Here is a 23,116-nt window from a genome sequence, read left to right on the forward strand (position 1 = left end):
CGGGTCATCTTGACGGATGGCCCCGGTCACTTTAGAACGGTTCTAATTCGGGTGCGAGCCGGGTGCCGTCCCGCGTTGGGCGCGGGCCAAGTCCAGCCTGCGAAATTCCGACTTATGCAATTCATGCGCCCGCGTCAATCGCATGGGCGCGGGGAGGGGATGGGATGAAGCTTTCGACCAAGGGGCGGTATGCGATGGTGGCGCTGGCCGATCTGGCGATGCAGCCGGAGGGGGATCTGGTGACCCTGAGCGAGATCGCGCGGCGGCAGTCAATTTCGCTGCCCTATCTGGAGCAGCTTTTCGTGAAGCTGCGGCGGGCGGAACTGGTGGCATCGGTGCGCGGCCCGGGGGGCGGGTACCGCTTGGCGCGGGCGCCGTCCGCGATCCGGGTGGTCGATATTCTGTCCGCGGTCGATGAGACGGTGGATGCGATGCACAAGGGGGCGGGTGCCTCGGGTGGTGCGTCGGGCAGTCGGGCGCAGTCGCTCACCAACCGGTTGTGGGAGGGGTTGAGCGCGCATGTCTACGTGTTTTTGCACCAGACCCGGCTGTCGGATGTGATTGCCAATGATCTGGTGCCCTGTCCGGCGGTGCCGAACCTGTTTGACGTTGTGGATGAGGTCTGAGGGCGGGAGCCTCCGGCGGGAGTTTTTTTGGCAAGATGAAAGAGCGCGTCTATCTCGATCACAATGCGACCACGCCTTTGCGGGCGGAGGCACGCACCGCGATGCTGGCGGCGATGGATCTGGTGGGCAACCCGTCGTCGGTGCATGGCGAGGGGCGCGCCGCGAAAGCGGTGGTGGAGCGGGCGCGGGCGCAGGTGGCAGGGCTGGTGGGGTGTGAGCCGTCCCAGGTGATTTTTACCAGCGGGGCCACCGAAGCGGCGGCACTGGCGGTTGCGCAACGGTCGGATTTTGCGGCGTTGCCAACGGAGCACGACTGTCTGGCGGTTTGGGGCACGCGGGAGGTGCCGGGCGTTTTTGATAGCACAGGCGCCGCGCGTCCCGAAGCTTTGGCGGGTCTGCCCGCGGCGGGTCTGCTTGCGGTTGCCCTGGCCAACAGTGAGACGGGTATTTGCGCGCCCAAGTCGCTCTTTGACACGCTGGAGGTGCCTGTTGTTTGTGACATCACCCAGGCTGCGGGGCGTGTCGCCGTGCCAGAGCGGGCTGCGCTGCGGGCCGATTACATGATCCTGTCGGCCCATAAGCTGGGCGGGCCCAAGGGCGTGGGCGCGTTGATCAACTTTACCGGGTCGGATCCGGAGGCGATCCTGCGCGGGGGCGGGCAGGAGATGGGGCGGCGCTCGGGCACGGAGAACATCATCGGGATCGCTGGCTTCGGGGCTGCGGCGGAGGGGGCTGCGGGTGATATTCGGGCCGGTCGGTGGGACGCGGTCGGAGAACTTAGAAAGATTCTAGAAAACACCCTTGCGGCGGAGGCAAAGACAACTATTTTTGTCGGACAAGGGGTGGCGCGGCTGCCCAATACGTCTCTTTTTGCCACGCCTGGCTGGAAGGGAGAGGCCCAGGTGATCCAGATGGACCTTGCGGGGTTCGCGATCAGCGCCGGGTCTGCATGTTCCAGCGGCAAGGTGCGGGCGAGTGCTGTCCTGCGGTCGATGGGGTTCGAAGAGGACATCGCCGGGAGCGCGGTTCGCGTGTCCCTGGGGTTGGAGACGACGCGTCAGGATGTGGAGCGGTTCGCCGCTGCGTGGCTGGCGGCGGAAGCGAGGTTTCGCGCCAGAGCGGCGTGAGGATACAAGAGGCGCCCGAGCGGCGTGAGGATGAAAGAAGCGCCCGGGTGGCGTGAGAGAGATCGGAGCGCCCTTGAGGCGCTGAGAAGAGTAACCGCGCCCCAAGGGCGTGAGGTCTGGAGGGAAAGATGGCGGCACTGGATAACACGATAGCGCAGGACGTACAGGTCAAGGATGGTGTTGATCAGGAGACGGTCGATGCGGTCCGCGAGGTTGGCGGTACCTACAAGCATGGCTGGTCCACCGACATCGAGATGGAATATGCGCCGAAGGGTCTGAGCCCTGACATCGTGAAGCTCATCTCCGAGAAGAACGAGGAGCCTGCCTGGATGACCGAGTGGCGGCTGGCGGCCTACGAGCGCTGGTTGCAGAAGGAAGAGCCCGACTGGGCGATGGTGGACTACCCCGAGATCGACTTTCAGGACCAGTACTACTACGCGCGGCCCAAGTCGATGGAGGTGAAGCCGAAATCGCTGGACGAGGTGGACCCAAAAATCCTCGCCACCTACAACAAGCTCGGCATTCCGCTGAAGGAGCAGATGATCCTCGCCGGTGTCGAGGGGGCAGAGGATATCCCCGCTGAGGGGCGCAAGGTGGCGGTGGATGCGGTGTTTGACAGCGTCTCCGTAGGCACGACCTTTCAGGAGGAGCTTAAGAAGGCCGGCGTGATCTTCTGCTCCATCTCCGAGGCGATCAAGGATCATCCGGAGCTGGTGAAGAAGTACCTGGGCTCCGTCGTACCGGTCAGCGACAACTATTACGCGACGCTGAATTCGGCAGTGTTCTCGGACGGGTCCTTTGTCTATGTGCCGCCGGGCGTGCGCTGCCCCATGGAGCTGAGCACGTATTTTCGGATCAATGCGGAGAATACCGGACAGTTCGAGCGGACGTTGATCATTGCCGACAAGGGGTCGTATGTGAGCTACCTCGAAGGCTGTACCGCACCGCAGCGCGATATCGCGCAGCTTCATGCCGCGGTGGTGGAGATCGTCGTCGAGGAAGACGCGGAAGTGAAATACTCTACCGTGCAGAACTGGTACCCGGGCGATGAGAATGGCAAGGGTGGGATCTATAACTTCGTCACCAAGCGCGCCGATTGCCGCGGTGATCGCGCCAAGGTGATGTGGACTCAGGTGGAGACCGGATCTTCTGTGACCTGGAAGTACCCGTCGTGCATTTTGCGGGGCGACGACAGTCAGGGCGAGTTCTACTCGATTGCCATCACCAACAACATGCAGCAGGCCGATACGGGCACCAAGATGGTGCATCTGGGCAAGCGTACCAAGAGCCGGATCGTCTCCAAGGGCATTTCGGCGGGGCGCGCGCAGAACACCTATCGCGGGCTGGTGTCGATGCACCCAAAGGCCAAGGAGTCGCGCAACTATACGCAATGCGACAGCCTGCTGATCGGCGGCGATTGCGGGGCGCACACGGTGCCGTATATCGAGGTGAAGAACAACTCCAGCCGTGTCGAGCATGAGGCGACTACCTCCAAGGTGGACGACGACCAACTCTTCTACTGCCGCTCGCGCGGGATGGATGAGGAAGAGGCCGTGGCGCTGGTCGTGAATGGCTTCTGCAAGGACGTGCTGCAGGCGCTGCCGATGGAGTTCGCCATGGAGGCGCAGCAGTTGGTGGCGATCTCGCTCGAAGGGTCGGTTGGGTGAGTTGATGACGAAGAATGTATATGGCGCGAGTCTGGCGCTAGCAGTTGGATCAGTCTTTGCAGGAGCTGCGGTCTGCCTGGTCGCCTCCATTCCTTGGTTTTTTTCGGACGGTCCGGTCTGGTCTACTTCGTCGATACTGCACAATACCGTTGTCTTCGCAGCTGGGTTTTATCTATGCGGCGTCTGGGTAAGGTCTTTCTCTAATTTCGACTATCGAAAGGTAGTCGACTACCAGGAGGGCCGTAAGAGATTGGTAATCTCTTGCGCGGCTGCTGGAGCGCTGGTCACAGGTATGGCAATCCAATTCTTCATACTCCTCCAAAAAAGTGGCGCACACAATCAATGATCCTCACCACCACCAACACCGTCGAGGGCCGCCCCATCCGCAGCTACCACGGCATCGTCGTGGGCGAGGCGATCATGGGGGCCAACGTGGTGCGCGACTTCTTTGCGCGGGTCACCGACATCGTCGGCGGACGCTCTGGCGCCTATGAAAGCAAGCTGCGCGATGCGCGGGAGGAGGCGATGGCGGAGTTGGAGGAGCGCGCCGCTGCACTGGGCGCCAACGCGGTCGTGGGGATCGATCTGGACTATGAGGTGATTGGCGATTCCATGCTGATGGTCTCGGTCTCCGGCACTGCGGTGAGATTAAGCTGATACATGAATAATGCGCCGCAAGGCGTTGATAGAATGCCGTAAATGCGGCGCGGTCAGAAGGATAAAGATATGCTGAGCATCAAGAACCTGCACGTGAAACTGGAAGAAGAGGACAAGCAAATCCTCAAGGGCGTGGATCTGGAGATCGAGGCCGGGAAGGTGCATGCGATTATGGGACCAAACGGATCCGGCAAATCGACGCTATCTTACGTGCTCTCGGGCAAGGACGGCTATGAGGTGACGGGCGGCTCGGCGGAGCTTGAAGGCGCGGACGTGCTGGAGATGGAACCCGAGGAGCGCGCGGCGGCAGGCCTCTTTCTGGCGTTCCAGTACCCGGTGGAAATCCCCGGCGTTGGCAATATGACCTTCTTGCGCACCGCGGTGAACGCGCAGCGCAAGGCGCGCGGCGAAGAAGAAGTGTCGGCAGCCGATTTCCTCAAACTCATCCGGGCGCGTGCCAAGGAGCTGAAGATCGACGCCGAGATGCTTAAGCGGCCTGTCAACGTTGGCTTCTCGGGTGGCGAGAAAAAGCGCAACGAGATCCTGCAGATGGCCATGCTGGAGCCGAAGATGTGCATTCTGGATGAGACCGACAGCGGCCTCGACGTGGATGCGATGAAGCTGGTGGCCGAAGGCGTCAACGCGTTGCGCTCCGAGGGGCGCGGCTTTCTGGTAATCACCCACTACCAGCGGCTGCTCGATCACATCAAACCCGACGTGGTGCACATCATGGCGGACGGCAAGATTGTGAAATCCGGCGGGCCGGAACTGGCGCTGGAGGTCGAGAACAACGGCTATACCGACATTCTGGCCGAGGTGGCGTAATGGGCGAGGCGGCGACACAACTTTCCCCGACCGAGGCGCGTCTCGCGGCGCTGGACATGCCACGCGGCGGCTGGTCGGAGGCGGCGCGCTCGGAGGCGCTTGCCCGGGTGAGGCAGATGGGTCTGCCCGAGCGGCGCGATGAGTACTGGAAATACACCCGCCCCGATACGCTGACACAACCCGGGGCGGTGCCGGCGGCGCTGTTTGATGCGGGCGAGGTGCCTATTTTCGACGGCATGGAGCGGCTGACAATCGTCTTTGTGGACGGTGTGTTCGATCCGGACGCCTCGGATGATCTGAGCCTCGAAGGGGTCAAGATCGACCGGCTGGCGGAGACGGATGCGGATATTCACTGGGCGCGCGATCTCTACGGCACGCTGGAGGCGGCAGGGCAGGACCCGGTGTCGCGCCCGCTGGCTGCCCTCAACACCGCTTTTGCCACCGATGGCGTGCTGATCCATGTGACCGGCAAACCTTCCCGGCCCATCAGCCTGATCTACCATCACGCGGATGAGACCTCGGACGCGATCCTGCACCATGTGATCCGGCTCGATCCCGGGGCGGAGCTGACGGTGCTGGAGAATGGTCCGGCAGCGGCACGGTTCAACAAATGCATGGAAGTGGAGATCGCGGATGGTGCCTGTTTCCATCACGTGCGCGCGCAAGGCCGCGACCACGAGCGCCGGGCGGCCACCCATATCTTTACCCGGCTGGGGGAGGAGAGCGTCTTCAAGTCCTTTACGCTGACGGCCAATGGCGTTCTGACGCGCAACGAATGTGTGATCGAGTTGACGGGTGACAACGCCATTGCGCATGTGGCGGGCGCCTGCGTCGGAGACGGTGATTTCCACCATGACGATACCGTGTTCATCACCCATGATGCGGTCGGCTGCGAGAGCCGTCAGGTCTTCAAAAAGGTGCTCCGCAACGGCGCCACGGGCGTCTTTCAGGGCAAGATCCTCGTCAAGAAGGACGCGCAGAAGACCGACGGCTACCAGATCAGCCAGTCGCTGCTCTTGGACGGCGACAGCCAGTTTCTGGCCAAGCCGGAGCTGGAGATCTACGCCGATGACGTGGCCTGTTCGCATGGCTCCACCTCGGGGGCGATTGACGAGGAGGCGCTGTTCTATCTGCGCTCGCGCGGGGTGCCGCATGCGGAGGCGACGGATCTGCTGACCCTGGCATTCCTGGCCGAGGCGGTCGAGGAGATCGCCGATGAGGCCCTGCGCGAAGAGATCACGGGGCGCATGGCCGCCTGGCTGGAACGGCACCGAACCTGATGGCGGTGACGCGCAACATCACGGCCACTTACCGCAACCCGGGCAGAACACTGCGCGGGTTGTTGGCGCTCGGGCCGCGGGAGGATCGCGCGTTGGGCTATCTGATGGCGGGCTGTCTGGTGGTGTTCATCGCGCAGCTGCCGCGGCTGGCCCGGCAGGCCCATCTGGAGGGCACCGAGCTTGACATGCTGCTGGGGGCGGCGCTGATGGCGTGGATCTTTATCGCGCCCCTGCTGCTCTACGGTGTGGCGGCGATCAGCCATCTGGTGGCCAAGCTGCTGGGCGGCAAGGGCAGCTTTTACGGGGCGCGCATCGCGCTGTTCTGGGCCTTGCTGGCCTCTTCGCCGCTGATGCTGCTCAACGGGCTGGTGGCAGGGTTCATCGGGCCGGGCACCGGACTGCAGCTCGTGGGTCTGCTGTGGTTTGCGATTTTCATGTGGTTCTGGCTCGCGGGTCTGCGGGCCGCGGAAAGGGGCGCGCCATGAGCACGGCTGTGCGGTGGACCGATCTTGCCATCCTGACCCTGCGGGCGCCCAAGGATGCCGCCGCCGTGATCATCGGCTGGCAGCTGCCCCAAAGCGTGCTGTGGATGGCTGCTGTGCTGATCACGATCCTCAGCACCTTCATGTCGATCCTGTCGAATGCGCTGATGCCGGTGCCGGAGGTCATGGCCGTCGTGCTGGCCCAGCCCCTGATCCTGTGCGCGCTGACGATGGTGGTCTTTGTGCTGGGGCTTTACGTGCTGGTCTGGGCGGGCCGCGCACTAGGCGGTGGCGGCGAGGTCGACGAGATGCTCGCCTTGCTCGTCTGGCTGCAGCTGTTGCGCGCGCTGGCGGGGCTGGTGGCGTTGCTGTCGGTCGTGCTCCTGCCGCCGCTGGCGGGGCTCTTGATCTTTGCGGTGGGGATCGCCACCATCTGGATCCTTCTCAATTTCGTCAGCGTCGGCTTGCAGCTGAACTCGCTGATGAGCGCGCTGCTGGTCTTGCTGATCACCGGCTTTGCCATTTCTTTCGGGCTCGCCATGCTGTTGCAGATGCTGGGTGTGAGCGCTTTTGGAGTACCCCCCAATGTATGATGTTGCCAAAATCCGCGGGGATTTCCCGATCCTGTCGCGCGAGGTGAACGGCAAGCCGCTGGTCTATCTCGACAACGGGGCATCGGCGCAGAAACCGCGGGTGGTGATTGACGCGATCCATCGCGCCTACGCCGAGGAATACGCCAATGTGCACCGCGGTTTGCACACCCTTTCCAACATCGCGACAGAGAAATACGAGGCGGTGCGCGGCATCGTCGCGCGGTTCCTGAACGCGGGCAGGGAGGAGGAGATCATCCTCAACTCCGGCACCACCGAGGGCATCAACATGGTGGCCTACGGCTGGGCGATGCCGCGGCTGGAGGCGGGGGATGAGATCATCCTCAGCGTGATGGAGCATCACGCCAACATCGTGCCCTGGCATTTTCTGCGCGAACGGCAGGGGGTGGTGCTGAAATGGGTCGATGTGGACAGCACCGGTGCGCTGGATCCGCAGGCGGTGATTGATGCCATTGGTCCGCGCACCAAGCTGATCGCGGTGACGCATCTGTCAAATGTGCTGGGCACGCGGGTGGACGTCAGGACGATCTGCCGCGAGGCGCGTGCCCGCGGTGTGGCCGTGCTGATCGACGGCAGCCAGGCCGCGGTGCACCAGCCGGTGGATCTGCAGGAGATCGGCTGCGACTTCTACGCGGTCACCGGCCACAAGCTTTATGGTCCGTCGGGGTCCGGCGCGATCTATGTGACGTCCGACCGGATGGCCGAGATGCAACCTTTCATGGGCGGCGGCGACATGATCCGTGAGGTCACCAAGGAGACCGTGATCTACAATGATCCGCCCATGAAGTTCGAGGCGGGCACGCCCGGTATTGTCCAGACCATCGGTCTGGGCGTTGCGCTGGAGTATATGATGGATCTGGGCATGGCGAACATCGCCGCCCATGAGGACGCCTTGCGCGACTATACGGTGGCGCAGCTGTCCGGGCTGAACTGGTTGCAGACCCAGGGCACGACCCCCGACAAGGCGGCGATCTTCAGCTTTACCATGGAAGGTGCGGCGCATCCGCATGACATCTCCACCATCCTCGACAAAAAGGGGGTGGCCGTCCGGGCAGGCCAACACTGCGTCGGGCCATTGATGACCCATATGGGCATTACGGCCAGCTGCCGCGCGTCCTTTGGCCTTTACAACACAACGGATGAGGTGGACGTGCTGGTGGAGGCGTTGGAGCTGGCCCACGACCTTTTCGCCTGAGAGAGGTCGTCTGTTGGGAGAGTTGTGTCTGGGCCCGCTGCCCGGCGCGCACCGACGCTATGCGCTGACACGGATGTGCTGAAAGCGCCGTGATCCTGAGAGGATGACGCTTGGCCGCCGTGCCGGTTCATCCCTCAGGGACAATCTCTGCCAACGGCGTGGGCCGCCTATGGTTTTTGCCGTTGCGAGGCGGCGGACCTCCGGCTATACCGCGGTCTGAGGGGCGACCCTCTGCCGACTGGCCGCACGGCGGATTGTGGTTAGACGGCAAGAGACATATCCGCGCTTTGGCCCATGGTCAGGCACCCGTAGCTCAGCTGGATAGAGCGCTGCCCTCCGAAGGCAGAGGCCAGAGGTTCGAATCCTCTCGGGTGCGCCACCTTTCTACAATGAGATCAACGGCGTATGTCTCGCTCTTGCGTGCGGTCCGTGGAGTTTTCTCAGCGGTTCACGCGCCCGGTCTGACTGCCCCCGGCGTTGGAGAAGCCCATGGTCCCGATAAGCGACAAGATTGATGCTGTGCCGAACGACGTCGGCGGACGTTGCGATAGGCTTGCGGTTAAACGAGATCCGATGAGCGATGATTGTCGCCGTATCCCCAAAAGCACGACATGGCGTTCCGGCGGAACAAGATGTTCGCGTCCGTGCAGGTTTACAATCAAGGGCGCCGTTGGTGTGTATCTGAGACCTGACCCTGCTACAGCCGAACTTGACGTGCCAATGACGCGCAACGTTCGACACATTGGCTATGTGGGTGAGAGGATCCTGAGATCAAACTCAAGACTGGAAATGACATGGCAAACATAGATGCACCAATTGCCGCCAGCTGCGCAGCCATCCATGGATGGACCTGCCTCACATCGTATTTATCCAATGAAATCAATGTGCAGTAGCGGGTCAGAATAGAGCGTGTTCGGACCGGGGTTCTGATCGTTTTCCTCCAGAAAACGACCGCCTATATCTATCGAAGGTGCTGCGGCATCATTCCTTGAATGAGCCTGTGGCGGGGTGAACGGCAAAGCGTTCGAACCTTCGATGCTCTCATTGCATCTACGATGCAACTGCCGCTCAGGTTTTCGATCTGAAGGCAACCGGCGTTTCTGCTCCAGAAAAGCCTGTGGCGGACCTGACGGGAGAGAGTTCGAACCTAGGAAGCTCTCATCGTTTCTGCGAAACGACTGCCGCCCTGCTCTTTGTGTCAGATGGTTTTGGCGTTTCTGTTCCAGAAAAGCCTGTGGCGGAGACGAAGGGATTCGAACCCTCGAGACCCTTCCGGGCCTACTCCCTTAGCAGGGGAGCGCCTTCGACCACTCGGCCACGTCTCCGCTGCCGGGTATAGCCGTCGCGTGCGGACAGATACAAGCTGAAATCGCGACAAACTTCTTTACGGGTCACAGCTGGTCCCAATGCTGTCCACGTCGGATAGGGGGTGGCGGTGTGGCACCGGGGAGCGTATCGGCCCGGGCTTGCCGCTGCGCGGTGGGTCGAACGCCAGCAGGATGAGTTTTCATCAGGAACGGTGCGCTGCAAGAGGCTCTGAACGTGCACACGAGGGGGTTGATCGCCCTGCAATGCCCTCTACCGCAGGGGTAAAGGTTAACGGTGACGTGGCGTATTTACCAACTGGGAAGTCAGATCGCAATTTTGCGCAAATTTATGCTAGTTTTTTCTCTCGAAGCGCTCTAACGCGATCGAATTGTAAAGTAATGAGTAACCTAAGTGAGGTCGGGATGTATCCCTTTTCTGTGACAAACACGTATTTCTTGCGTCTCTGCTGTGCCGCGAGTGTCGGCCTGGCGGCTGTTACGGCACAGGGACGAACGATCAACGAACTGCCGGCGCTGGACAGCGAGCCCTTGGACGAGTTCACGCTGGGGGAATTGATCAGCACAGACGCGCTGGGCGGTGAGTGCATCGAGGAAGGCGACATTGATCTGGCCTTCTATGCGTCGGGCAAAGGGTTGAGACTGCCCCGAACCTGCCTGCCCGAACCCTGCGAACAGGCGCTGACGCCGTTTCGACTGTCCCAGCTGATGGGACGACCGGCTGATCCTGCCGAGTGGGACACGTACTTCGCCCGCTATGCTGACGTTTGCCGCAAGGAGATCGTGAGTTTTGAGGACGTCGAGCCCATTCAGGACGACGGCACAATTGCGTCCTTCTGGACCCCGATCCTGGGTGCTGAAGAGGTCGCAGCCCGGACGCCCGCGCCCGTGGCGCTGCCCCAGTCGGATATCTTGCGTGCGGCTCGGTCATCTGCAGGTCAACCGCGGATCGCCGGATTTGGCGGCAGTGCCCGCACCAGCCTTGCCTCGGATGACACGGGCGACACCGGATCTGACGACGACGAAGGGGATACGGGCGAGAACGATGGTCTGCGTCTTTTTCCCGATGGAACCGGTGATAGCGGTGGCGTCACGCCCGGCGGCGACAACACCGCGGCCAATGAAGATGACACGGAAGCACCAGCACCTGTGCCACTGCCGTTTGCCGCAAGCCTGATGGTCGCTGCTCTGGGATGTCTTGCGCTCTTAAGACGCCGGAACCCGCGCCTGGCCTGACACGCAGGGCTCAGCGCGCGATGACGATATCCGCGCAAAGCCCGCCAAGCCGGGTCGAGCTGCTCAGCCGCAAGATCCCGCCGTGCGCGCGTGCGATGTCCGTGGCGATGGCAAGACCGAGGCCCACGCCGCCCCCTTTGTCCTGATTGCGGGCCGCGTCGAGGCGGGTGAAGGGCCGCGTCGCCTCGGCGCGGCGGGCCTCCGGGATACCGGGGCCGTCATCCTCCACCCGGATCCGCAAGGTGCGTTCGGTCAGAGTGACCGACACCTCGGCCATGGCGCCGTAGCGCACGGCGTTGGAAATCAGATTATCGAGCGCGCGCCGCATGGCCAGCGGGTTGAGCTGGACAGTGCCGAGACCATCGCCTTCGGCAGGCACCAGCCGCACATCACGCCCCGCGCGGCAGGCGTCTTCCACCACGCTGGCCACCAGTGCATGGGGATCAACCGGTTCCGGCTCGCCTTCGCCCGCGCCTTTGACGAAGTTGAGGAAGGCATCCAGCATCTGCTGCATGTCGTCCACGTCTTGTTCCAGCACTGTTCGATCATCGTCATCCAGCATCGACAGGCTCAGCCGCATGCGTGTGAGCGGTGTGCGCAGGTCATGGCTGACACCGGACAGCATCAGCGTGCGCTGTTCGATCTGCCGCTCGATCCTGTTGCGCATGTCCAGAAAAGCGTTGCCCGCGGCGCGAACCTCCAACGCGCCCGATGGCGAGAACCTTTCGTGCCGCCCCCGGCCAAAGGCTTCCGCCGCCTTTGCGAGACGCTGAATGGGGCGGAGCTGGCCGCGCAGGTAAAGGATCGCGATCACCGTCACCAGCCCGCCGAAAAAAATCATGTTTACAAAGAGTTGGTGCGGGTTAGCAGCCGAGACGCGCCGCCTGTCAAAGCCGATGCGCACCGGGCCTGCGGATGTCTCTGCGTAGACCATGACGGTGCGGTCATCCAGCAGATCAATCTGGCGGATCCGGGGGACCCGCTCCGGCAGGCTCGACACGATGACACGGCCCGAGAAGTCGTACCAGGCTCGCTGCGGTTCCGTCGGTATCGTCTCGGGCGGCACGTGTTCAGCGGTCATCGCGAGCTGCGGCACCTGCGTTTCAACCGTTTGGGCGATGGCATCGCGGGTCGGGGCCGTGTCGATCACATCCAGAACCAGGTTCAGCTCGCGTGCGACCGCTGTGGTCATCTGCTGGGTGACGTCCTCGAAATGGCGGGTCAGAAACAGCACGGTGACCACCAGTTGCAGGAAAACGACAGGCAACAGCAGGATCAGGACGGCGCGCGCATAAAGGCCGCGCGGCATATAGTGTTTGAGCCAGACAAAGGACATGGCTAAAGCCTATCGGTGCCCCCGCCCCGAAGAAAGAGGCAAAGACCATCCCAGTGCCGGAACCCTTTGATCCACCGCCAGGGCAAGCTCAGACGCTCGGCCCGGGCTTGCGCCGGATCCTCGCGCCGAACCCGTCGCCCATGACCTGGCGCGGCACCAATACCTATCTGCTGGGCGAGAGCGATCTGGCGGTCATCGACCCGGGGCCGCGGAGCAAGGCGCATCTGGAGGCCATCCTTGCTGCGCTTCGGCCGGGGCAGCGGATCAGCCACATCATCGTGAGCCACGCGCATCTCGATCACGCGCCACTGGCCCGGGACCTGAAGGCGGTCTGCGGCGCGCCCGTCTATGGGTTTGGTCCGGCTCAGGCGGGGCGTTCCGAGGTCATGCAGTCGCTGGCCCGCGCGGGGCTGACGGGCGGTGAGGGCGTGGATACGGGTTTCAGCCCCGATCAGCCGGTCGCCGATGGTAAGGTCCTCCACGGGTCGGGCTGGGCGCTGGAGGTGATCCATACGCCGGGCCATATGGGCAATCACATCTGTCTTGGGTGGGAGGGATCCTGCTTCACGGCCGATCATGTGATGGGCTGGGCCAGCTCGCTGGTCTCGCCGCCCGACGGCGATCTCACGGATTTCATGGTGTCCTGTCAGCGGCTGCGGCGCCGGTCGTGGCACCGGTTCTACCCGGGCCACGGCGCGGTGATCGAAGACCCCGCGGAGCGGCTCGACTGGCTCATTTCGCACCGGCTGGACAGAGAGGCCGCGGTGCTGGCCGCACTTGTTGCCGGACCGGCGCGCGCGGCGGAGATCGCGCGGCTGGTGTACCACGACACGCCTGCCGCGCTGATCCCCGCGGCAACCCGCAATGTACTGGCGCATCTGATTGATCTGGAACAAAGAAATGAGGTTTGGGTGCAAGGCGCGCTGCACGCAGACAGCCGGTTTGAACGAGCCTCACAGTAGCGCTCAGGTTTTTTGCGCTCTTGCGCTGAAAATCCACTGGACGATAAAAATCCTCGCTGCTATATCGCCAGAACCGTTCCGGCGTAGCTCAGCGGTAGAGCAGTTGACTGTTAATCAATTGGTCGTAGGTTCGATCCCTACCGCCGGAGCCAATAAAATTCAAAGACTTAGAAAACAAGCTCAAGCATCTGCCTGATTTCTAGGCTCGTTCTAGGCTCATTTTCGACGACAATGGTTTCGATAGCTGCCGATCCCAAGGTCTGTCCTCGGCACCGTGGCATGCTCAGGCTTGTTAGCACTTGAAGTCTCGGGATATAGATCGTCCGAGCTGCCGTCTGGCAACTTACCAAGCAGCGTTATGAGAGTTCGCTACCTATCTCGCTCTTGGGTACCGAACCTTCAACGAAATTTTTTACCGCAGCTGAGAATTTCAAACGACCTTCGTTGATGCTCTCTTGGTCCCATACCAACTGATCTGTCTCTTCATCCACGCATACTCCGTCAGCTCTAAAAGCCTCAATGAATGGATTGTTTCCACAAATGATTTGTCCCGCGTATGCGTGACCATCAAGCACGTTAAACCTTGCTGGATACGCCGGTTTCGAGGGCTTGTTATAGCGGGCTTGACCTATTTGTTCTCGGAGAGACAATTTTTGAATTGAGTAATACTTTTCTACGAACTTGCGCACGTCTTTGGGAGACAAGCGAGCGCTCAGGGCCGCGATAATCGGATCAGCCACTGCAGTGTGATCTCCGATCCACTCCTATTTAACGACCCAAGCTTTCATATCGCAACTATACAGCAAATTTTTCGGGAAAAGTCATCGGAAATCGACCAACAGGCGCTATGCTTCAGCTAGTGACGATCTTCAACCATCATTCGCAGCTCTTCATCAAACTTCAGCACCTCGAGTAACACGGCAATGGACTCGGACACGAGATTTGCGTTCCGGTGGTGGTCAATGTCGCCAGCTTTGCCACCATGAAGGAGATTATCTCGAACCCGACGGATCGCCACAAAAAGATGTTGGATATTGTTTGGAACAACACCCGGTTTCCAGTCTAGCCTTTCATTCACCACAACCTGCTTGCTAGGCGGCTCAGCAAGAATCGTCACGGCAACATGAGCTTCTCTAATCCTCTCGAAAAAGGCGGAGCCTAGATGTTGGTTCGCGAACTTGTCCCAACAGACTTCTGCACTTTCGCGTGATCCAGCACGGCAATAGGTGAAGTTCGTCGTGCGGTCATCACTGCCGCTGTCCGTTCAGGTTCCGTCGCTCGCAGCAGTCACCTTGCCGTGTTCGGTTATCCCCAGCCAGATTATTGGCTAACAGATCATCCGTCCCGGCGTTTGTAGTGGTTTTCGACAGGATAGGCACCGACCATGCAGCGATAGGACACCTCCTCCGGCCTCAATTCAGGGGAAATCTCCGCAGGCATCTCTCGGCGAGGCGCTGGAAATCGCTGAGGGTTTCCAGCACGCTTCGTCTGTCCCGGATCTGAGCGAGCGCGCGTTTTTTCTGGCCGCGTGTGCCGCTCACGTATTCGGTCAGGATATTTGCGCTGATGCCCAGCATCACGTTGCGCTCAAACCGCCCGATCCGGTCGGTGGAGGCCAGCACGATCGCTGTGAAGGCAACCGTATTTGCACAGCGCAGGGCGGCCGCTTCGTCGCCACTATAGGTCTTTTGACCCGCTGCGGCGGCACCGCACCACAGCAGGGTGAGTCCGGCAAAAAGGACGCGGCGCGCGCTCAAAAGACTTTGAACGTCATGGTCGTGAGCGACCGTTCAAGCCCGCCAATGTCCAGCAGATGATCGTTGATGTATTTGCCCACATCCGCCTCTGCCGGAATGTAGAGCTTCATCAGCAGATCATAGTCGCCGCTAGTGGAATAGAGTTCGGAGTGGATTTCGCGCAGGGCGATTTCTTCGGCGACCCGGTAGGTCGTGCCCGGGGTGCACCGGATCTGAATGAATACGCAGGTGGCCATCGGCGCTCCTTTGTCCGGGCAATGTTGCCTCTGTCGCAGGCTGGCATAACCGGCACAGGCGCTGCAATCCCGAATGTGCCACTTGGCGCGCCGTTCGGCGCTGTTATAAGGGCGGCGATGACAGCTGGCCCGGAGGCTCCGATGCGTACCCACAGTTTGACCCGCGCGACGGCAGAGACCGATATCACCGTCGAGGTGAACCTGGATGGCACCGGCGCTTACGACAATCAGACGGGTGTGGGCTTTTTTGATCACATGCTGGATCAGCTGGCGCGCCATTCGCTCATCGACATGACCGTGCGCGCGCACGGGGATCTGCACATCGATGATCACCACACGGTCGAGGATACGGGCATCGCGATCGGTCAGGCACTGGCGGCAGCGCTCGGCGACAAGCGGGGCATCCGGCGGTACGGTGCGTGCCTTTTGCCGATGGACGATGCGCTGGTGCGCGTGGCGCTGGATCTGTCCGCACGGCCCTATCTGATCTGGAACGTGGATCTGCCCACCCCCAAGATCGGCATTTTCGACAGCGAGTTGGTGCGGGAGTTCTTCCAGGCACTCAGCACGCATGGGGGCATCACCCTGCACGTGGACATGCTGCACGGGATCAACAGCCACCACATCGCGGAGGCTGTCTTCAAATCCGTGGCCCGGGCCTTGCGCGAAGCGGTCGAACAGGACGCCCGCAAGGCGGATGCGATCCCCTCGACCAAAGGTGCGCTCTGACGTGCTGACAGCGATTATCGACTACGAGAGCGGCAACCTGCACTCCGCGCAAAAGGCCTTTGAGCGCATGGCGCGCGAGACGGGCGGCGGTGAGGTGGTGGTGACCGGTGAGGCGGAGGTCGTCGCCGGGGCAGACCGGATCGTGCTGCCCGGGGATGGCGCGTTCGCAGCCTGCATGAGCGCGCTCAAGGGCCACTCCGGTCTTTATGACGCGATGGTCCACGCAGTGGAGGAAAAGGGTCGTCCCTTCATGGGGATCTGCGTTGGCATGCAGCTGATGGCCAGCTGGGGTCGGGAATACGGCGATACGGCGGGGCTGGACTGGGTGTCGGGCGAGGTCGTCCGGATCACGCCGGCGGCAGAGGCGCTCAAGGTGCCGCACATGGGGTGGAACGATCTGGTGCTGGACGCAGCGCACCCGGTCTTTGATGGCATTGCCACGGGAGACCACGCCTATTTCGTGCACAGCTACCACATGGTCGTGTCTGATCTGGCCGACCGTCTGGCCCATGTGGACTACGGTGGCGATGTGACCGCGGTGGTGGGGGCGGGCACGATGATCGGCCTGCAGTTTCACCCGGAGAAAAGCCAGGCCGCCGGGCTTAGGATGATCGCCAACTTTCTCAACTGGCGACCCTAGCGCCAGCGGTGGGTCAGAAGAGGGCGCGACTGACCACCATTTGCCGGATCAGACAGTCAGCCGGATGACGTCGTTATAGCGCTTCGGCCTTGACGAGAGAGTGCACGTCATCCACCCGCGCGACAGCCAGGTCGTCTTCGCTGATGTCGAACTCTTGACCCATCAGCTTTTCAATTCCCCGTACGAGCGCCAGGGCATCCAGGCCATAATACCGCATCAGGTAAGGCCGCGATCCACCATGGGCATAGGTATCTTTCAACCCCAGCCGTACCAGTTTCTTGCCGACGCCTGCGTCGGCCATGGTCTCTGCGACCAACGACCCGATGCCTCCTTCGGTCACGTGGTTTTCAAGGGTTACCACACCGTGTCTGACGCTGCCGATATGATCCAGCAGCTGCTGCGCGTCGAAAGGCTTGATGGTGTGCAAGTGCAGGTGACGGATGGCCAGACCCGCTTTAGTGAAGGCCGCGCGTGCGCGCATCGCTTCTTCGGTGCAGATGCCGGAGGTCACCACGAGAATATCGTCGCCCGTGGACAGCTCACGCATGTCGCCCACCTTGATCGGTGTATCGAACAATCGCGGCACGGACCCGCGCAGCACGCGGCACCAGACGGGGCCATCTATGCTGTCGGCGGCCTCGCAGATGCTTTCCACCTCCGTGGCATCGCCCGTCTCCAGAATGGTCATGTTCGGAATGGACCGCATGACCGAGATATCCTCGATCGATTGGTGGGTCATGCCGCCGGGTGTTGTCACCCCGGGCAGAAACCCCATCAGCCTGACCTTGCGCCGGGGGTACGCGATGGAGGCCATCAGCTGATCGTAGGGTCGGCGGTACATGAAGACGCCAAAAGTGTGAATGAACGGGCGGAAGCCCGCCAGACCGAGACCGCCCGCAAAGCTCATCATGTTCTGTTCCGCCATGCCGAGGGACAGAAACTGATCCGGGTGGCGGTCCCTAAATCCGTCGATCTCGCACGAGGAGGTCAGATCAGCGCTCAGGCACAGGATATCCGGGTTGCCAGCGGCGAAGGTCTCGAAAGCCTTGGCATAGGGGCGGTTGACCATTTCTACCATATCGCGGTCTCCTTAGTGGCCGTAGTCGACGGGATCGACGCCAAGGTCGGCCGCGATGGAGGTGTTGAAGCGTGCGCGCTCGTCCTCTGACTTGAACCGCACGTAATGCAGGCGCGGAAAGCGTTCTTCGAGGATCGACATGCTGTGGAACGGATTGGTGCGCGCCAGGATGATCAACGGCTTGCCAGCGTGCGGTTCCTGCACCGCATCGCGCATGGCCGACAGGTCATGACCGTCGATTTCCACGCAGGAGGCCCCGAAATTGAGAAATTTGGTGCGGATATCCCCCACGTCCATGACCGACGACATGGCGCCGTCGCATTGCTGGTCATTCACGTCCATGATGGCCAGCACCGTATCGATCCCGTGGTGCGCGCAGGCCTGTACGGCCTCCCATGTCTGACCTTCCTGCACCTCGCCGTCCGACATAAAGACCCATGTCCGCCCCGTCTCCCCGCGCAACCGCCGCCCGTAGGCAAGCCCTGATGCCGTCGAGAGGCCAATGCCCAGGGTGCCGTTGTGCACTTCCATGCCGGGGCTGTGTTCCGCGCCGATCATCTCCACCGACGATCCGTCCTGATTGAACATTTCCAGCCCCTCGGGCGCCATGCGTCCGACCTCTATCAACGTGGCATAGGCCACGAGCGCATAATGCGCAGGGGCGATGAACAGGCGGTCATGATGGGGCGTTGCGGGGCCATTGTAGCCCGCGCCGGTGTGGTAGTCGGGATTGTCCTGCGACGGCACGCCCTCAAACGGTTTGGGGATCATCGGCAGTGTTGGTGCGCCGAGCTTCAGCTCCTCATTGTAGAGCCAGGCCAGCTGTTCTGCCGCGGAACACGCCTGACTGAGATAGCCGCCGTTGTTACGGATCGCGTGCTCAAAGACTCTGCGGCGGATGCCCAGGGCGACATCGTCGGTTTGTCTTTCATTGCGCATTGCACGGCTCCTTTTTCTTTACATTAGTCAATATACTGATCAAATGTATAGAGCAAGACATTTGGGGTGGGATGCCCGATACTGCCGGTCAACGAAAGGTCGAGACCATGACGCAAATGATGAAAGCCGTGCGCTGTGAGGGGTTTGGCGGCAAGCACCGGTTGGTGAGAGATCACCCGGTGCCCCGACCCGGTGCGGGCGAGGTTCTGGTGCGCGTCGACGGTTCCGGCATCTGTGCAGCAGACCGCGCCATGTGGGATGCGACCGGGCCGTGGGATCTGTCTTTTCCGTTTACGCCGGGGCATGAATTTACAGGAACGGTCGTTGAACTGGGTGCGGATGCGGCCGAGATGCACGGTCTGTCCGTCGGTGACCGCGCCATTGCCGAATTGAATGTGACAAGCGGAAATGACTTTTTCCGCCAGCGCGGCGCCTATCATCTGACCGATTGCATGGAGGTGCTGGGCGCCACGTGCGACGGTGGCTGGGCGGAGTACATGATCTATCCGGCCAATGCCGTTATCCACCGGGTGCCCGACGGGCTGAGCACCAAAGCGGCGTGCTACACGGAACCGCTGGCCAATGCGATCCACGGTGTACAGCGGGCGGATATCCAGTTTGACGATGTGGTCGTGATTGCCGGGGCAGGGCCCATCGGGATGGGCATGGTGCAGGCGGCCGCGTTGAAAACCCCGCGCAAGGTGATCGTGATCAACCCAGGTGCTGCCAAGCGCACAGCAGCGCTGTCTCTCGGGGCGGACATGGCCTTTGCTCCGGATGATCCGCGGCTGCATGAGGCGCTTGGCGATCTGACAGACGGGCGCGGCGCGGATGTTTTTCTGGAGGCATCAGGCCAGACATCGGCCTTTGAACAGGGCCTGCAAATCGTGCGCAAGGGTGCGCGGATCGTGGTCTTTGGTGTTTACAAATCACCGGCCCGCGTGGACCTGAATATCTTTGGAGAGTTCAAGGAACTGGACGTGCGCGGCGGTCACCTTGCGCCTTTTACCTACGCCACCGCGCTGGATCTGATGGCGCGGGGCAAGATCGACGGGGACGCCTGTGTGACCCATGTCTATGCTCTGGAGGCGTTCGAGACCGCGCTGACCCGCAGACCGGACCCCGACGAGCTTCAGATCAAGATCATGCTGGACCCGACCCTCTGAGGATACGTGATGAAGTACACCGCCGCACATTGGGGCAGCTATCAGTTCGATCCCGGCGACACGGAACTGACGCCGCTGGACGGCGATCCCGCACCCTCACGCATCGGGCGCGGCTGGGTGTCAGCGGTCCGCAACCGCGATGCCCGCGTGATGGCCCCCGTCGCACGCAGGGGCTGGCTGGCGGGCGACAGGGGTGCCGCCCGATGCGACGATACATTCGTGGAGATCGGCTGGGACCGCGCGCTTGATCTGGCAGCCTCCGAACTGGACCGGGTGCGGCAAACCCACGGGAACAGTGCGATCTTTGGTGGCTCCTACGGGTGGTCGAGCGCGGGGCGTTTTCACCACGCGCAAAGCCAGATGCGCCGGATGCTGTCGGTGGCGGGCGGCTTTACCTCATCGCGCGAGACATACTCTCACGCGGCCGCCGAGGTGCTGTTTCCGCATGTACTGGGCCTGACACATCGCGCGTTTCAGGATCAGGTGACGGCCATGCCGCTGGTGACGGAGCATTGCGACGTCATGCTGGCTTTTGGCGGTCTGTCAGCACGCACCGCGCAGATCACCGCAGCAGGCACGTCGACGCATGAGGTCGCACCATGGATCCACGCATTGAAGAGCGCGGGTGTGCGGGTCGTGACCATCTCGCCCGAGCGGGGGGAGGCACAGGAGGATTGGCTGGCAATCAAGCCGGGAACGGACACCGCGCTGATCCTTGCGCTGATCCACGAGATCTTGCGTCTGGGACGTGAGGACAGGGGTTTTCTGGAGCGCTATACCAGCGGTTGGCCCACCCTGGAGCGCTACGTGCGGGGGGACAGCGACGGCATTCCCAAGACCGTTGCCTGGGCGGCGCAGATTTGTGATCTCGATGCGGGCGATATCGCCGATCTGGCCGAGGAGCTGACGCGCAAACGGGTGATGGTCTCGCTGGCCTGGGGCCTGCAGCGCGCAGATCATGGGGAGCAACCAATCTGGGCCGGTCTCGCGCTGGCCTGTGTGTTGGGTCAGATCGGGCAACCCGGCACGGGCTACGCCTTCGGTTACGGCTCAACCACGCCCGTTGGTCGCGCGGCCAGGCTGATCCCCTGGCCGTCGCTGCCGAAGGCGCCCAACCAGGTCACGGATTTCATCCCCGTGGCACGCATCGCGGATTGCCTGCTGCAGCCGGGTCAACCCTACCGATACGACGGGCAGACGCGTCACTACCCGGATTTGCGACTGATCTGGTGGACCGGTGGCAATCCCTTTCATCACCATCAGGATCTCTTTCGCTTGCAACAGGCATGGTGCCGGCCCGAGACCGTCATCGTGAATGAACACAGCTGGACCGCGACCGCCCGCCGCGCGGATCTGGTACTGCCTGCCACAACCCCGCTTGAACGCGACGACATCATGATGAACCGGCGTGATCCGATCCTGCTTTTTATGAGCCGGATGTTCGATCCGATGGGTGACGCACGCGACGATCACACCATCTTTGCCGATGTCGCGGAACGGCTTGGCCTGCGCGATGCCTTTACCGAAGGCCGCAGCACCGATGGCTGGCTGCGCCATATCTGGGCGCGTGCCGAAAGTGTCGCGAAAGCGCACGGCTTTGCGTTGCCCGAGTTTGACACGTTCCGTACGGAAGGGCGCTTTGACGTGCCCCACGCGACAGAGCGGCGCGTTGCATTCAGCCAGTTCATTGCCGCCCCCGATGCCCACGGGTTGAGCACGGAAAGCGGGAAGCTGACATTGTTCAACCGGACTATTGCCCACATGGATCTGGCGGATTGTCCGGGGCATCCCGTCTGGCTTGCCCCCATTGAGGGCGGGGCGCTGGACAGCGGAACATTCCATCTGATCACCGGCCAGCCGGACACGCGCCTGCATGCGCAGAACGATATGGGGTCCGAAGCGCAGGCGACCAAGCGGCAGGGGCGTGAGGTGTGCACCCTTCATCCCGACGCCGCCGCGATGCTGAAGCTGACGGAGGGCGACCTGATCAAGCTCAGCAATGCGCGCGGCGCCTGTCTGTGCGCCTTTCGGACCAGTCCGGACATGCGCGCCGATTGCATTTCGCTGCCGACCGGCGCGTGGCTCGATGTGCAGGACGTGGACGGCACGCTGATGGATGTGCATGGCAATCCCAACGTGCTGACCATCGACAAGGGATGCTCCGGGCTCAGCCAGGGCAATATCGCGCATACCTCTGTGGTGCGGGCAGAGCGGTGGACCGGTCCGCTGCCCGCCCTGCGCGTCACCCGACCGCCGGTGATCGCCTCCTAGCCGTTGCGGGCCTTGCGCTGCGCAACGGCCAGCGCAAGAGCGGACAGCAGGATAATGCCCTGTAGAGCATCCTTGGTGTTGAAATTGAGGCCCATCAAGTTCAGTCCGTTGGCCACCATGCCGAGGAACAACACGCCGATGACGGTGCCCGGAATGTTGGGCCGTCCGCGCGGGTGCAGGGCCGCCCCGATGAACACCGCGGCAATCGCGTCCAAGAGGTAGGAAAAGCCTGACAGCGGGGTGAACATGCGGATGTTTGCCGCCGCAATCAGCCCGCCCACCGCACAGGTCGCCGACGCCAGGACAAAGCACAGCAGGAGGATGCGGTTCACGCGGATGCCCGCCACAACAGCGGCTGACCGCTGCATGCCCATCGCGTGAATGCGGCGGCCCCAGATCGACCGCTCCAGAACCAGAAAATAGAGAACCGCGAGCACAAAGGCGATGACCGCTTCGGTCGGGATGCCCGCTATCTGGCCCAGGGCGAGGTTGCGAAACTCCTCCGGCATGCGCCGATGCGAGATCGGTCCACCGCCGTTGGTGAAGATGCGCTGAACGGAGGAGCCGATGAAGAACGTGCTCAGGGTCGCCAGAAACGGGCTGATCCTCAGGCCCACGACCAGTGCTGCGTTAAAGAGCCCGACAAGAGAGCCGCCGATGATGCCCGCACAGGCGGCCCCGAACCAGTCCAGCCCGTAGGTCTTCATCGCCACCACAGCAAAGGCCGCGCCAAAGTCGAGGGCGATGCCGATGCTCAGATCAATGCCACCCGTGGCGACGATCAGCGTCATGCCCAGGGCGACGATCATCAGCACGGCAGACCCTTCGACGATGTTCATCAGGTTGCCGCCCTGAACAAAGACCGGGTTCCATACGGCAAAAAGGGCAAAGAATGCCGCAAAGACGATCAAAAAGCCGAACCGCAGGAAGATGTTTGCAAAGGGGCCTGAGGGTGCGGAGGTGCTGGACAT

23 protein-coding genes and 3 tRNA genes are annotated in these 23,116 nt (G+C 62.0%); 17 read left to right on the forward strand and 9 right to left on the reverse strand.

Going from position 1 to position 23,116, the window contains the following annotated elements; all coding sequences use genetic code 11:
* The first annotated feature begins 164 nt into the window (after positions 1–164).
* The 10 genes from Q1A53_RS09935 to Q1A53_RS09980 all read left to right on the forward strand — a co-directional run bounded on the left by Q1A53_RS09935 (position 165) and on the right by Q1A53_RS09980 (position 8,849).
* The gene (locus Q1A53_RS09935) at positions 165–626 is read left to right on the forward strand and encodes an Rrf2 family transcriptional regulator (RefSeq protein WP_299965771.1); all 462 of its coding nucleotides are present in this window, start codon (positions 165–167) and stop codon (positions 624–626) included.
* 35 nt (positions 627–661) lie between these two features.
* The gene (locus Q1A53_RS09940; protein WP_299965774.1) at positions 662–1,753 is read left to right on the forward strand and encodes an aminotransferase class V-fold PLP-dependent enzyme; all 1,092 of its coding nucleotides are present in this window, start codon (positions 662–664) and stop codon (positions 1,751–1,753) included.
* A gap of 128 nt (positions 1,754–1,881) precedes the next feature.
* A complete protein-coding gene (sufB, locus tag Q1A53_RS09945) occupies positions 1,882–3,420 on the forward strand; it encodes a Fe-S cluster assembly protein SufB (RefSeq protein WP_299965776.1) in 1,539 nt (512 codons plus the stop codon).
* Between the two features lie 342 nt (positions 3,421–3,762).
* The gene (locus tag Q1A53_RS09950) at positions 3,763–4,077 is read left to right on the forward strand and encodes a YbjQ family protein (protein ID WP_299965778.1); all 315 of its coding nucleotides are present in this window, start codon (positions 3,763–3,765) and stop codon (positions 4,075–4,077) included.
* 69 nt (positions 4,078–4,146) lie between these two features.
* Positions 4,147–4,902 (forward strand): Fe-S cluster assembly ATPase SufC, encoded by a 756-nt coding sequence (gene sufC, locus Q1A53_RS09955; protein WP_299965781.1) that lies wholly within the window; start codon positions 4,147–4,149, stop codon positions 4,900–4,902.
* Entirely contained in the window at positions 4,902–6,182 is a 1,281-nt protein-coding gene (gene sufD / locus Q1A53_RS09960) for a Fe-S cluster assembly protein SufD (RefSeq protein WP_299965783.1), read from the forward strand. The genes sufC and sufD overlap by 1 nt, the downstream gene beginning before the upstream one ends.
* Positions 6,182–6,667 carry a YIP1 family protein gene (locus Q1A53_RS09965; protein ID WP_299965785.1) on the forward strand — a complete coding sequence of 162 codons (486 nt, stop codon included), beginning with the start codon at positions 6,182–6,184 and terminating at the stop codon, positions 6,665–6,667. Before sufD ends, Q1A53_RS09965 begins: the two co-directional genes overlap by 1 nt.
* Positions 6,664–7,257, forward strand: a complete 594-nt coding sequence (locus Q1A53_RS09970) for a YIP1 family protein (RefSeq protein WP_299965787.1) — start codon at positions 6,664–6,666, stop codon at positions 7,255–7,257. The genes Q1A53_RS09965 and Q1A53_RS09970 overlap by 4 nt, the downstream gene beginning before the upstream one ends.
* Entirely contained in the window at positions 7,250–8,470 is a 1,221-nt protein-coding gene (locus Q1A53_RS09975) for a cysteine desulfurase (RefSeq protein WP_299965789.1), read from the forward strand. The genes Q1A53_RS09970 and Q1A53_RS09975 overlap by 8 nt, the downstream gene beginning before the upstream one ends.
* Positions 8,471–8,772: 302 nt before the next feature.
* Positions 8,773–8,849, forward strand: a tRNA-Arg gene (locus Q1A53_RS09980).
* Between the two features lie 856 nt (positions 8,850–9,705).
* Here Q1A53_RS09980 and Q1A53_RS09985 read toward each other — a convergent pair.
* Positions 9,706–9,795 (reverse strand) — tRNA-Ser (locus Q1A53_RS09985).
* Positions 9,796–10,200: 405 nt separating this feature from the next.
* Between Q1A53_RS09985 and Q1A53_RS09990 the strand changes: the two genes are divergently transcribed.
* Positions 10,201–11,031, forward strand: a complete 831-nt coding sequence (locus Q1A53_RS09990) for a hypothetical protein (protein WP_299965791.1) — start codon at positions 10,201–10,203, stop codon at positions 11,029–11,031.
* A 10-nt stretch (positions 11,032–11,041) separates the two neighbouring features.
* On the opposite strand, the gene Q1A53_RS09995 is transcribed toward Q1A53_RS09990, so the two are convergent.
* Positions 11,042–12,367, reverse strand: a complete 1,326-nt coding sequence (locus Q1A53_RS09995) for an ATP-binding protein (RefSeq protein ID WP_299965793.1) — start codon at positions 12,365–12,367, stop codon at positions 11,042–11,044.
* 47 nt (positions 12,368–12,414) lie between these two features.
* Here Q1A53_RS09995 and Q1A53_RS10000 point away from each other — a divergent pair, with 47 nt between their 5' ends.
* Both Q1A53_RS10000 and Q1A53_RS10005 read left to right on the forward strand, forming a co-directional pair.
* Positions 12,415–13,329, forward strand: a complete 915-nt coding sequence (locus Q1A53_RS10000) for an MBL fold metallo-hydrolase (protein ID WP_299966085.1) — start codon at positions 12,415–12,417, stop codon at positions 13,327–13,329.
* 77 nt (positions 13,330–13,406) lie between these two features.
* Positions 13,407–13,481: transfer RNA gene (locus tag Q1A53_RS10005), tRNA-Asn, on the forward strand.
* Positions 13,482–13,685: 204 nt separating this feature from the next.
* Here Q1A53_RS10005 and Q1A53_RS10010 read toward each other — a convergent pair.
* The 4 genes from Q1A53_RS10010 to Q1A53_RS10025 all read right to left on the reverse strand — a co-directional run bounded on the left by Q1A53_RS10010 (position 13,686) and on the right by Q1A53_RS10025 (position 15,322).
* Positions 13,686–14,069 (reverse strand): hypothetical protein, encoded by a 384-nt coding sequence (locus tag Q1A53_RS10010; RefSeq protein WP_299965795.1) that lies wholly within the window; start codon positions 14,067–14,069, stop codon positions 13,686–13,688.
* A 116-nt stretch (positions 14,070–14,185) separates the two neighbouring features.
* A complete protein-coding gene (locus tag Q1A53_RS10015) occupies positions 14,186–14,446 on the reverse strand; it encodes a hypothetical protein (protein WP_299965797.1) in 261 nt (86 codons plus the stop codon).
* A gap of 295 nt (positions 14,447–14,741) precedes the next feature.
* Positions 14,742–15,086 carry a hypothetical protein gene (locus Q1A53_RS10020; protein WP_299965801.1) on the reverse strand — a complete coding sequence of 115 codons (345 nt, stop codon included), beginning with the start codon at positions 15,084–15,086 and terminating at the stop codon, positions 14,742–14,744.
* A complete protein-coding gene (locus Q1A53_RS10025) occupies positions 15,083–15,322 on the reverse strand; it encodes an Lrp/AsnC family transcriptional regulator (protein ID WP_299965803.1) in 240 nt (79 codons plus the stop codon). The genes Q1A53_RS10020 and Q1A53_RS10025 overlap by 4 nt, the downstream gene beginning before the upstream one ends.
* A gap of 141 nt (positions 15,323–15,463) precedes the next feature.
* Between Q1A53_RS10025 and hisB the strand changes: the two genes are divergently transcribed.
* Together hisB and hisH are read left to right on the forward strand one after the other, a co-directional pair.
* Positions 15,464–16,051, forward strand: a complete 588-nt coding sequence (hisB, locus tag Q1A53_RS10030) for an imidazoleglycerol-phosphate dehydratase HisB (protein ID WP_299965805.1) — start codon at positions 15,464–15,466, stop codon at positions 16,049–16,051.
* A gap of 1 nt (position 16,052) precedes the next feature.
* Positions 16,053–16,691 carry an imidazole glycerol phosphate synthase subunit HisH gene (hisH, locus tag Q1A53_RS10035; protein ID WP_299965807.1) on the forward strand — a complete coding sequence of 213 codons (639 nt, stop codon included), beginning with the start codon at positions 16,053–16,055 and terminating at the stop codon, positions 16,689–16,691.
* A gap of 73 nt (positions 16,692–16,764) precedes the next feature.
* Here hisH and Q1A53_RS10040 read toward each other — a convergent pair whose 3' ends face one another.
* Both Q1A53_RS10040 and Q1A53_RS10045 read right to left on the reverse strand, forming a co-directional pair.
* Positions 16,765–17,769 carry a transketolase C-terminal domain-containing protein gene (locus tag Q1A53_RS10040; protein WP_299965809.1) on the reverse strand — a complete coding sequence of 335 codons (1,005 nt, stop codon included), beginning with the start codon at positions 17,767–17,769 and terminating at the stop codon, positions 16,765–16,767.
* Between the two features lie 12 nt (positions 17,770–17,781).
* The gene (locus Q1A53_RS10045) at positions 17,782–18,708 is read right to left on the reverse strand and encodes a transketolase (RefSeq protein ID WP_299965812.1); all 927 of its coding nucleotides are present in this window, start codon (positions 18,706–18,708) and stop codon (positions 17,782–17,784) included.
* 71 nt (positions 18,709–18,779) lie between these two features.
* On the opposite strand from Q1A53_RS10045, the gene Q1A53_RS10050 reads away from it, so the two are divergent.
* Complete coding sequence (locus tag Q1A53_RS10050) at positions 18,780–19,874, forward strand: alcohol dehydrogenase catalytic domain-containing protein (RefSeq protein ID WP_299965814.1); 1,095 nt, start codon at positions 18,780–18,782, stop codon at positions 19,872–19,874.
* A gap of 9 nt (positions 19,875–19,883) precedes the next feature.
* Positions 19,884–22,145: a molybdopterin-dependent oxidoreductase gene (locus tag Q1A53_RS10055; protein WP_299965816.1), complete on the forward strand. Its 2,262-nt coding sequence runs from the start codon at positions 19,884–19,886 to the stop codon at positions 22,143–22,145.
* Here Q1A53_RS10055 and Q1A53_RS10060 read toward each other — a convergent pair.
* Positions 22,142–23,116, reverse strand: coding sequence for an ABC transporter permease (locus Q1A53_RS10060; protein ID WP_299965818.1), 975 nt, complete (start codon positions 23,114–23,116; stop codon positions 22,142–22,144). The genes Q1A53_RS10055 and Q1A53_RS10060 overlap by 4 nt on opposite strands.

The organism is uncultured Roseobacter sp. (assembly GCF_947496515.1).
Classification (GTDB): Bacteria; Pseudomonadota; Alphaproteobacteria; order Rhodobacterales; family Rhodobacteraceae; genus Roseobacter.